The sequence below is a fragment of the Mesorhizobium sp. M2A.F.Ca.ET.039.01.1.1 genome (assembly GCF_003998035.1).
Lineage (GTDB): Bacteria > Pseudomonadota > Alphaproteobacteria > Rhizobiales > Rhizobiaceae > Mesorhizobium.
On sequence record NZ_RZRY01000242.1, the window covers coordinates 1 to 8,615 of the forward strand.

Here is an 8,615-nt window from a genome sequence, read left to right on the forward strand (position 1 = left end):
GGCATACATCATGCGGCCGAAACGGGTGTATTCGAGGAAGAACCAGATCAGCAGCGCGAGCACCACCAGCACCACCACAGAGACCGGGATCAGGTTCGGGATGAAGAAGTCGATGCGGTGGCGGCCGAGCGCCAGGAAGGCTTCGGAGAACTTGCCGTTGGCGACCGAGCCATCGGGCATGGTCATGCCGGTGGCGATCGAGCGTCCTTCGGTCGGGATGCGCTGCAGGCCGAGCAGGAGGAACATCATGCCAAGCGTCGCGAGCAGGTCGGGCACGCGCATATAGACGATCAGCCAGCCATTGATCAGGCCGACGATGACGCCGATGACCAGGCAGGAGATCACCGCGACGATGGCGTTCTGCTCCAGCACGACCATGGCATAGGACGCCGCCATCATGGCGCTTGTGGCGACCGAGCCGATCGACAGGTCGAAACCGCCGACGACCAACGTCGCGGTGACGCCGAGCGCCAGCACGCCGGTAATGGCCACCGACTGGAAGATAAAGACCGCGCTCTGCGGCGAAACGAAACCGTCGGCAGCGATCGCGAAATAGGCGATCAACCCGACCAGCAGGACGATGAAGCCGTAGCGGATGGCATAGTCGCGCAATGTCATCGAACGCTCCCGCGCTGTTGTCCTCTCTGCCAAACTAGAACTCATGCCTGCACTCCAAGTCTCGTCATCCGCACGATCTCACGCAACATCATGCAGCGGTCCGCCGGCCACTTCCGCCAGCAGCCGGTCGAGGTCGATATCGGCGTTCCTGTGCTCGCCGACGATCGTGTGTTCCGACATCACCAGGATGCGGTCGGCGGTTTCCAGCGCCTCGTCGATCTCGGTGACGAAGATCAGCGTCGCGCGGCCGTCGGCGCTGGCCCGAAGCTTCGCGGCGATATCGCGCCGGGCCGAAATGTCGACGCCCTGGAACGGCTCGTCGAGGATGAAGAGGCGCGAGGCCTGCGACATCCAGCGCGCCACCATCACCTTCTGCTGGTTGCCGCCAGAGAGCGACGAAAGCTCGTCCTTCTCGGAACGGCAGACGATGCCGAGCTCGTCGATCTGGCGGCGGGCGGCGACGCGCTCGGCGCGCTTCTTAATGACGCCAAGGCTGGACATGCGCCTGAGGAACGGCAGGCTGATATTGCGCTCGATGTTGAAGCCGCCGACAATGCCGCTCTCGGCGCGATCCTTGGCGACCAGGAAGACACCGGCGGCGATCGCCTCGCGCGCCGAGCCCGGCGCGTAGGGCTTGCCGTCCATATGCATGGCGCCGGCAAGCGCTCTGCGCACGCCAAACAGCGTTTCGGCCAAGGCCGTCTTGCCGACGCCGACGAGGCCGGTGATCGCCACCACCTCGCCGGCGCCGAGCGTCATCGAGATCGGTTTTGCGCCATGCGCGATCCGCAGGCCTTCTGCAGTGAAGACCGCGCTGACGGAACTTCTGGCAACGACCCTGTCGAGACGGATCTTGCGGCCGAGCATGGCGTTGACGGCGCCCTCGTAATCAAGCGGTTTTTGATCGAAGACGCCGGAGACGACACCGTCGCGCATCGACATGATGCGGTCGGCGAGCCGCCTGATATCGGACATGCGGTGCGAGATATAGAGGATGGCAACGCCATGACCGCGCAGCCGGTCGATCAGCGAAAACAACCGGTCGGCCTCGGCGCTCGACAGCGAGGAGGTCGGCTCGTCGAGGATCAGCACCTTGGGCTGGTGCGCCATGGCCCGCGAAATGGCCACCATCTGCCGGTCGGCCAGAGACAGATCGCTGACGCGCGCCTTGAGGTCGATTGCCAGCCCCATGCGGTCGGCGACGGCCTTGGCTTCGGCACGGACATTGGCGGGCTTGAACAGCATCGACGCGCCTTTGCCGCTCAGCCGGTCGAGCGTCAGGTTGGTGGCGACATCGAGGTCGGCGACCACGCCGTCATTGATGTTCTGGTGCACGGTGACGACGCCGGCGCGAATGGCTTCGGCGGGGGTTTGCGGGTCGAATGCGTTGCCGGCCAGCCGCATCGTGCCGGCACCGCGCGCATAGACGCCGCTGATGATCTTGACCAGGGTCGACTTGCCGGCGCCGTTGGCGCCCATCAGCACGGTGACCTCGCCCGCATGCAGTTCGAGCGAGATGCCGCCAAGCACCTCGTTCTGGCCGAAGGATTTCCTCAAGCCCTCCACATGGAACACGGCATCTGCGCCCATTCCTTCCTCCCTGGTTCCTGACGCTATGGGTTCATTCGTCAATTGTCAACACGATTGACATTTGCCAGAGCGCTTCCTAGCTTGGCCCCGCCGCCGTGGCTCCGCTATCGTCGGACACCACGAGCAGGAGGGGAGAGAATGACCGGGAAGTTCGAAGCATTGTCGGTGGAGACGCTGCCGAAGCGCCTTGGCGAGACCGCGGCGCTGACCGAGCGCATCGGCAAGGACGCCAGCCACTGGAAAGTACGCGAGGTCGGTGACGGCAATCTGAACCTCGTCTTCATCGTCGAGGGCGACCAAGGTGCGGCGGTGGTGAAGCAGGCGCTGCCCTATGTGCGGCTGGTCGGCGACAGCTGGCCGTTGCCCTTGAAGCGCTCGTTCTTCGAATATCATGCGCTGACCAGGCAGGAGCGCCGGGCGCCCGGCTCGGTGCCGGCGATCTACCATTTTGACGAGACCCAGGCGCTGATCGTGATGGAATATCTGGCGCCGCCGCACGTCATCCTCAGGCGCGCTCTGATCGACGGCCGCGAACTGCCGAACATCGCGCGTGACATCGGCCTGTTCATGGCCCGCACGCTGTTCCGCGGCTCGGATCTGTCGATGGCCACGAAAGAGCGCAAGGCCGATCTGGCGCTGTTCGCCGACAATGTCGAGCTCTGCGACATCACCGAGAATCTGGTGTTTTCCGATCCCTATTTCGATGCCAAGATGAACCGGCATACGTCGCCGCAGCTCGACGGCCTGGTTGCCGAATTGCGCGCCGACCGCGACCTCAAGGTCGAGGCGCAGCGGCTGAAGCATCTCTTCGCCGCCAATGCCGAAACGCTGCTGCATGGCGACCTGCATTCGGGCTCGATCATGGTGACGGACACAGAGACCCGGATGATCGATCCGGAGTTCGCCTTCTACGGCCCGATCGCCTTCGATGTCGGCATGCTGCTTGCCAATTTCTGGATCGCCTTCTTCTCGCAGCGCGGACACGAGGAAAAAGGCAGCAGGGACTCGATGCGCGCCTATCTGCTCGGCGTCACCGCCGAGACCTGGGCAACCTTCCGCGCCGAGTTCTCGCATCTGTGGCGCAGCGAGCGCACCGGCATGCTCTACCAGAAAAGCCTGTTCGAGGATCAGGGCGACAGGCTGGGCGCCGAGCAGGCGCTCGACCACATGCTGCATTCCATCTGGACCGACCTGCTCGGCTTTGCCGGCATCGAGGTGCACCGGCGCATCCTTGGGCTGGCCCACAATGCCGATTTCGAAACCATTGCCGATCAAGACCTGCGCGCCACATGTGAGGCCAAGGCTTTGCGCTTCGGCCGCCACATTGCCGTCAACCGGCGCCGGATCCACAGCATCGACGAGGTCAACAATCTGGCCGCGCTGATCGAACAGGAGAACAGAATTTGAACGTCGGCGAACGCCACTACCGCACCATCTGGCTCAGCGACGACAAGCGCTCGGTCGAGATCATCGACCAGCGCTGGCTGCCGCATGAATTCCGCATCGAGTCGATCGGAACCGTCGCCGGCATCGCCACTGCCATCCGCGACATGTGGGTGCGCGGCGCGCCGCTGATCGGCGTCACCGCGGCTTACGGCGTCGCCATCCAGATGATGGACGACCCGTCGGACGAAGCGCTCGATACGGTGTGGGAAACGCTCAACAAGACGCGGCCGACGGCGATCAACCTGCGCTGGGCGCTGGACGAGATGCGCCGGCACCTCAAGCACCTCGCGCCAGGGGAGCGTGCCGAAGCGGCCTACAAGCGGGCCGCCGAGATCGCCGACGAGGATGTGGGCTTAAACCGCGCCATTGGCGAGAACGGGCTTGCCATCATCAAGGAGATCGCGGCGAAGAAGAAGCCGGGCGAGACCGTCAACATCCTCACCCACTGCAATGCCGGCTGGCTGGCGACGGTCGACTACGGCACGGCCACCGCGCCGATCTATCTGGCGACCGAGGCCGGCATTCCTGTCCATGTCTATGTCGACGAGACCAGGCCGCGCAACCAAGGCGCCCAGCTGACCGCCTGGGAGATGGCCGGCCACGGCGTGCCGCACACGCTGATCGTCGACAATGCCGGCGGCCATCTGATGCAGCATGGCGACATCGACATGGTGATCGTCGGCACCGACCGCACCACCGCCAATGGCGACGTCTGCAACAAGATCGGCACCTATCTCAAGGCGCTGGCCGCGGCCGACAATGAGGTGCCCTTCTACGTCGCGCTCCCCTCGCCCACCATCGACTGGACGGTGGCCGACGGGCTGAAGGAAATCCCCATCGAGGAACGCTCCGGCGACGAGGTCTCGCTGGTCTGGGGGAAGACGGCTGACGGCAAGGTCGCGCAGGTGCGCGTCTCGCCCGATGCGACGCCGGCGGCAAACCCGGCATTCGACGTGACGCCGGCAAGGTTGGTGACGGGGCTAATCACCGAGCGCGGCGTGGCCAAGGCCTCGCGAGAGGGGCTGAAGGCGATGTTTCCGGAGCGGGGTGATTAGCTGATCTCCCCTCGGCACTTCGTTATTCTCGGGCTTGACCCGAGAATCCATGCCGTTACGTTCGCCAAGGAGTGCAACGGTGCAGAATTCTGGAGCCGTTGCAACGCCTTAGCGTCACGGCATGGATCCTAGGGTCTGCGCGCGTCGCTTCGCTCCTTGCTCCGCCCTAGGATGACGACCGAAATGTCGTGGCCGATTGACAGCGCCACCCTCCTCTCCCATAAAACCCGCGTTAATGTTCTCAGGGCGGGGTGAAAGTCCCCACCGGCGGTAAGGGTCTCGACCCAAGCCCGCGAGCGCCTTCCAGTCCACGCATTAATGCGTGGATTCTTAAGTGCTAGAGCGTCCTTTACGCGTCCAAAAGGACGCGTGGCGCTCTAGTGGAAGGGTCAGCAGATCCGGTGCGATTCCGGAGCCGACGGTTACAGTCCGGATGGAAGAGAACGGCCGCAGGAGACGGTCCGCTCGCGCGGGCCGTGTTTTTGCGTCGTGCGTCCTGATTCTGGTTCGAAACGGAAGGAAGGACCCATGAATCAGCATTTCCCTAAAGACCAAACTACCCTTCGCGTCGCCGTCATTCGGGCGCGCTGGCATGCCGATATCGTCGACCAATGCGCAGCGGCGTTCGAGGCCGAGCTTGCAGCGCTCGGCGGCTTTGCCGTCGAGGTCTTCGACGTGCCCGGAGCCTATGAAATTCCGCTGCACGCCAAGACGCTTGCCGAGACCGGCCGCTATGCCGCGATCCTCGGCGCCGCCTTCGTTGTCAATGGCGGCATCTACCGGCATGACTTCGTGGCGAGCGCCGTCATTGACGGGATGATGAATGTGCAGCTTGCGACCGGCGTGCCGGTGCTGTCGGCGGTGCTGACGCCGCACAACTACCATGACAGCGCCGAGCATTACCGCTTCTTCCACGAGCATTTCACCGTGAAGGGCAAGGAGGCGGCGAAGGCCTGCGTCGAGATCCTCGCCGCGCGTGCCAGAATCGCGGCCTGAACCGCTTCGCGAGCAGCGCATCAGAACTAAACCGATTTGGATTTCAGGACCGCGACCTGAGTGGGTTGCGGTCCGTCGGAAATCCGGCCAGAAGCAGTTGGGCCGGGTTTCGGCCCAACCTGCTAAATCGCGCTTTCAACAGATACGGGAGACTATTCGTTGGCTCGCATCACACTGAGACAATTGCTCGACCATGCCGCCGAACATGGCTATGGCGTGCCTGCCTTCAACATGAACAACATGGAACAAGGCCTCGCCATCATGGAGGCGGCCGAGGAGACCAAGTCGCCAGTCATCCTGCAGGCCAGCCGCGGCGCGCGCGCCTACGCCAATGACGTGGTGCTGGCCAAGCTGATCGACGCGCTGGTCGAGATCCATCCCGATATCCCGGTCTGCATGCATCTCGACCACGGCAACAACGAAGCGACCTGCGTCACCGCGATCCAGTATGGCTTCACCTCGGTGATGATGGACGGCTCGCTTAAGGAGGACGGCAAGTCTCCGGCCGATTACGCTTATAATTCCGGCATCACCCGCCGCGTCGTCGACATGGCTCATTGGGGCGGCGTGTCGGTGGAGGGCGAGATCGGCGTGCTTGGCTCCCTTGAGAGCGGCGGCGGCGAGCAGGAGGACGGCCATGGCGTCGAAGGCGCGATCAGCCACGACCAGCTCTTGACCGACCCGGTGCAGGCCGAGCAGTTCGTGCGGGATACGCATGTCGATGCGCTGGCGGTGGCCATGGGCACCAGCCACGGCGCCTATAAATTCTCGCGCAAGCCGGACGGCGCGGTGCTGGCGATGAATGTGATCGAGGAGATCCATCGCCGCCTGCCCAACATGCATCTGGTCATGCATGGCTCGTCGTCGGTGCCGGAAGAGTTGCAGGAGATCATCAACAAATATGGCGGCCAGATGAAGCCGACCTGGGGCGTGCCGGTGGAGGAGATCCAGCGCGGCATCAAGCATGGCGTGCGCAAGATCAACATCGACACCGACAACCGCATGGCGCTGACCGGCGCGATCCGCAAGGTGCTGACCGAGAACCCGTCGGAGTTCGATCCGCGCAAATATCTGACGCCGGCGATGGCTGCCATGAAGAAGCTCTGCAAGGAGCGCTTCGAGCAGTTCGGCACCGCCGGCAACGCGCCGAAGATCAAGCCGATTCCGCTGGCGGAGATGGCCAAGCACTACAAGTCGGGCAGCCTCGACCCGAAATTCGGCTAAGCAGCATCCGCATAACCTGTCATGATCAGGTCGCGGAAAAGGTCATAGCGAACGCCGCCGAGCGCTATTCGGCGGCGTTCGGCGTCTCCGCGTCGGCACGGACGAGCTTGATGTCCGCGCCCGCCGCCCAGGCGCCGATATCCTCGCGACGCAGCGCCGCCGCCATCATGTCGGGGAAATGGTCGGGCGTACAGGCGAAGACCGGGATGCCGATCGCGGCGACCGACCCGGCCATCGACGGATCGTAGCCGGGACGGCCCTGATTGGTGAGCGCCAAGAGCACGACGACGTTGACGCCCGACCGGACAAGTGCTGCCAGCCTTTGCAGGAGCTCCTTGCCGTTGCCGCCCTCGTAGAGATCGGTGATCAGGACGAAATGCGCCTTGGTCGGCCGTTCGATGCGCTCGGCGCAATAGGCGACCGCCTGGTTGATGTCGGTGCCGCCGAGCTGGACGCCGAACAGCACCTCGACCGGATCGCTGAGTTCTTCGGTCAGATCGACGATCGCCGTGTCGAAGCAGACGAGTTTCGTCCGCACCACCGGCAGCGAGGCCATCACGGCGGCGAAGATCGAGGCATAGATGACCGAGCTTGCCATCGAGCCGGACTGGTCGACGCAGAGCGTCACCTCGTCGAGGTCGACCAATCGGCGCTGACGACGCATGAAGCCGACCAGCTTTTCCGGAACCACGGTCTTATGGTCCGGCTGGTAGTGGCGAAGGTTCGCCGTGATCGTGCGCGGCCAGTCGATATCGCGCTGGCGCGGCCGGTTGGTGCGCCGCGACTTATCGAGCGCGCCGCGGATCGCCTCCGCGGTCTTCTGCTCCAGGCGCTGCATCAGCTTGGCGACGATGTCGGAAATGATCGACCTGGCGATGTCCTTGGTCTTGTCCGGCATCGCCGAGCGCAGCGAGACGAGGTCGGCGACGAGATTGACGTCGGCCTCGATCGCCTTGAGGAACTCGGGCTCCATCAGCATCTGCTTCAGGTTCAGCCGCTCGAAGGCGTCCTTCTGCACGACCTGGATGACCTGCTCGGGGAAGAAGGAGCGGATGTCGCCCATCCATTGCGCGACGCGGGGTGCCGAGCGGCCGAGCCCGCCGCGCCGCTTGCGCGGATCGCCGGCGGTGTCGCCGCTGCCGTCGCCATAAAGCGCATCGAGCGCCGCCGACAGTTTTCGGTCCTCGGCCGACAGCGCCGACGATGTCTCGTCGTCGGCCCCGATCGCCAGCCGCCAGCGACGCTCGCGATTGTCCGTTGCCGCTTCGAGATCCCGCCCGGTCGTTTCGTCAGCCATGATTGGCCTCCCCTGCCAGCAGCTTTGCGAGAAGGCCAAAATGCCTGTTCCATGCCGCGCCACTATCCGGCGCCGGGATCAGCCCGGCCGGCAGGCTCGCTCTCTTGCCAAGCACGGCCTCGATGAGGCGACGACGCTCCATGCTGTCGAGATTGGAGAAGACGCGGCGCAGCAGCGGAAGATGCGCCACGAAAGCCTCCTCGTCGAGCGAGGCCAGCCAGGCATCGACGGCGCCGCGCAGGCCCTCGTCATAGATCAGCCGCTGGCCGGCGCCGCTGAAGAAACCTTCGAAGAAGGCGGCGGCATCAATCACGGGCGTTCCTGGCGACAGGCGCCTTGCCAGGAGATCGGCGGTCTCGTCGGCTGAGAGCCGCCCAGCGTCGTAGAGC

The 8,615-nt window shown here is 64.3% G+C and carries 7 protein-coding genes, 1 pseudogene and 1 riboswitch; of the genes and pseudogenes, 4 read left to right on the forward strand and 4 right to left on the reverse strand.

From position 1 onward, the window contains the following. Both EOA24_RS18850 and EOA24_RS18855 read right to left on the reverse strand, forming a co-directional pair. A pseudogene (locus EOA24_RS18850) lies at positions 1-618 on the reverse strand (ABC transporter permease); the annotation flags it as partial. Positions 619-696: 78 nt separating this feature from the next. Further along, positions 697-2,208: a sugar ABC transporter ATP-binding protein gene (locus tag EOA24_RS18855; protein WP_126078690.1), complete on the reverse strand. Its 1,512-nt coding sequence runs from the start codon at positions 2,206-2,208 to the stop codon at positions 697-699. A gap of 138 nt (positions 2,209-2,346) precedes the next feature. Between EOA24_RS18855 and mtnK the strand changes: the two genes are divergently transcribed. From mtnK to fba, 4 genes are all read left to right on the forward strand, one after another. After that, positions 2,347-3,615, forward strand: coding sequence for an S-methyl-5-thioribose kinase (gene mtnK / locus EOA24_RS18860; protein ID WP_126078691.1), 1,269 nt, complete (start codon positions 2,347-2,349; stop codon positions 3,613-3,615). Then, positions 3,612-4,709 carry an S-methyl-5-thioribose-1-phosphate isomerase gene (gene mtnA, locus EOA24_RS18865; protein ID WP_126078692.1) on the forward strand — a complete coding sequence of 366 codons (1,098 nt, stop codon included), beginning with the start codon at positions 3,612-3,614 and terminating at the stop codon, positions 4,707-4,709. Before mtnK ends, mtnA begins: the two co-directional genes overlap by 4 nt. A 233-nt stretch (positions 4,710-4,942) precedes the next feature. Next, a riboswitch (FMN riboswitch) is annotated at positions 4,943-5,158 on the forward strand. 79 nt (positions 5,159-5,237) lie between these two features. Further along, positions 5,238-5,705, forward strand: coding sequence for a 6,7-dimethyl-8-ribityllumazine synthase (locus EOA24_RS18870; protein ID WP_126078693.1), 468 nt, complete (start codon positions 5,238-5,240; stop codon positions 5,703-5,705). 159 nt (positions 5,706-5,864) lie between these two features. Next, complete coding sequence (gene fba / locus EOA24_RS18875) at positions 5,865-6,929, forward strand: class II fructose-bisphosphate aldolase (protein WP_126078694.1); 1,065 nt, start codon at positions 5,865-5,867, stop codon at positions 6,927-6,929. A 64-nt stretch (positions 6,930-6,993) separates the two neighbouring features. On the opposite strand, the gene EOA24_RS18880 is transcribed toward fba, so the two are convergent. Further along, positions 6,994-8,226: a VWA domain-containing protein gene (locus EOA24_RS18880; protein WP_127409973.1), complete on the reverse strand. Its 1,233-nt coding sequence runs from the start codon at positions 8,224-8,226 to the stop codon at positions 6,994-6,996. Further along, positions 8,219-8,615: DUF5682 family protein (locus EOA24_RS18885; protein WP_245501819.1), on the reverse strand; the 397-nt coding region annotated here is incomplete at its 5' end. The genes EOA24_RS18880 and EOA24_RS18885, both read right to left, overlap by 8 nt.

What these genes read in the sequence shown, in the direction of transcription:
- EOA24_RS18855 (WP_126078690.1), bottom strand. Translation starts at nt 2,208, where the DNA reads ATGGGCGCAGATGCCGTGTTCCATGTGGAGGGCTTGAGGAAATCCTTC.
- mtnK (WP_126078691.1), top strand. Translation starts at nt 2,347, where the DNA reads ATGACCGGGAAGTTCGAAGCATTGTCGGTGGAGACGCTGCCGAAGCGC.
- EOA24_RS18870 (WP_126078693.1), top strand. Translation starts at nt 5,238, where the DNA reads ATGAATCAGCATTTCCCTAAAGACCAAACTACCCTTCGCGTCGCCGTC.
- EOA24_RS18880 (WP_127409973.1), bottom strand. Translation starts at nt 8,226, where the DNA reads ATGGCTGACGAAACGACCGGGCGGGATCTCGAAGCGGCAACGGACAAT.